Here is a 1,810-nt window from a genome sequence, read left to right as displayed (position 1 = left end):
CTGGCCCGCCGCCCCCCCCGGGGCCCCCCCCCCCCCGGGGGCCCGGGGGGGGCCCCCCCCCCCCGCAACCCCCGGCGGGGGCGGCCTCGACGGGTTGGCGTGGGATCAGCCGGCGAAACGCCAGATGTGGTCGTCGTAGCCGTCGTAGACGCCGCCGTGCCACGAACTGTCGTAGCAGGGGTAAACGGTCAGGGGCAGGTCGTTGGCCCGGTCACTTCCGTCGCCGGCCCAGCCGGCGAGGTCCAGGCAGAGGCCGTTCCGGTAGTTGACGATCCCCCATCGTGGGCGGTTTGGGCGGGAATTCCGTGCGTGTATCGCCTGGCTCCGACAGAGCTGCGATCGGGCACGAGGATAGGGGGGTCGAATGCGGCGCGAACCGTCAAGGATTCGATTACGGCCGAAAATGATCGCGCGACCGAAAGGCGCCGGTGATCCAGGTCAATCCGGGCGAGCGGCCCAGGCCCGGCCTGACGAAAAACAGCAGACGCCGTGACCGGCGTGCGGGGTTTCGCCGAGGCGCCGTGCCGACAGGCATCCCCGCTTCCTCGCCGACACCACCGGTGACGGACGCCGCGGTCGGGGAGGGCCACACCTGTGGGCCCACCGTGCACGGGTGCCCGCAGCCGGCCGTGCCGGTCCGCCTCCGGAGGGCACCGGCACCGTAGGGTCCGCTCCGAGGGAAACGGGGCCGACCGGTCACCCGGACCGGGGCGCCACGACGGCGCCGGGCCACGGCAGAGACGAGACGAAGGGAAGCTCACGTGCGACAGCGCAGTCTGCGGGACCTCCAGGTATCGGCCATCGGCCTCGGCTGCATGGGGATGTCCGCCTTCTACGGCACGGCCGACCAGGACGAGGCCACCGCGACCATCCGGCACGCTCTCGACCTCGGCATCACCTTCCTCGACACGGCACAGGTCTACGGACCGCTCACCAACGAGTCCCTGGTCGGCGAGGCCGTCCGGGGACACCGCGACGAGTACGTGATCGCCACGAAGTTCAACTACCGGATGGACAGCGCCGTACCGGGCGACATGTCGACCGTGGGCCGCCAGGACGGCTCCGCCGAGCACGTCCGCGAATCCGTCCACGGTTCGCTCGCGCGGCTCGGCACCGACCACATCGACCTGTACTACCAGCACCGGGTCGACCCGAACGTGCCCATCGAGGAGACCGTCGGCGCCCTCGGCGAACTGGTCGCCGAGGGCAAGGTCCGTCACATCGGGCTGAGCGAGGCGAGCGCGGAGACCATCCGCCGCGCCCACGCCGTCCACCCGGTCACCGCCGTCCAGAGCGAATATTCGCTCTGGACGCGGGACGTGGAGGCCGAGGTCCTCCCCGCCTGCCGGGAACTCGGCATCGGCTTCGTGCCGTACTCCCCGCTCGGCCGCGGCTTCCTCGCGGGTCGCTTCAGCTCCCCGGACGAGCTGGACCAGGACGACTTCCGCCGCACCAACCCGCGCTTCACCAGGGCCAACCTGGCGGCCAACCTCAAGCTCGCGGAGAAGGTGAACGAGATCGCCGCGGAGAAGGACGTCACCCCTGCCCAGCTGGCGATCGCCTGGGTCCTGGCTCGCGGCGAGGACCTCGTGCCGATCCCCGGCACCAAGCGCCGCACCTACCTGGACCAGAACGCGGGCGCCGTCGACGTCGAGCTCACCGCGGACGACCTGGCCCGCATCGACGCCGAGCTGCCCGACGTGGCGGGCGAACGCTACGACGAGGACGGCATGCGGGCGGTGAACCGCTGACCGACCGGTCCGACGTCACGGCGGCCCCCGCCCACTCCCCCGCCCGGCGGGGGAGTGGG

The 1,810-nt window shown here is 72.0% G+C and carries 1 protein-coding gene; it reads left to right on the top strand.

The features are described from left to right. Window positions 1-761: 761 nt before the first annotated feature. A complete protein-coding gene (locus ACWGKU_RS17860; RefSeq protein ID WP_452178565.1) occupies window positions 762-1,751 on the top strand; it encodes an aldo/keto reductase in 990 nt (329 codons plus the stop codon). The last annotated feature ends 59 nt before the right edge of the window (window positions 1,752-1,810 follow it).

The sequence above is a fragment of the Kitasatospora sp. NPDC054768 genome, from assembly GCF_053612025.1.
The sequence above is the reverse complement of the archived record's forward strand: the minus strand, read 5'-3'. Positions and strand labels throughout refer to the sequence as shown.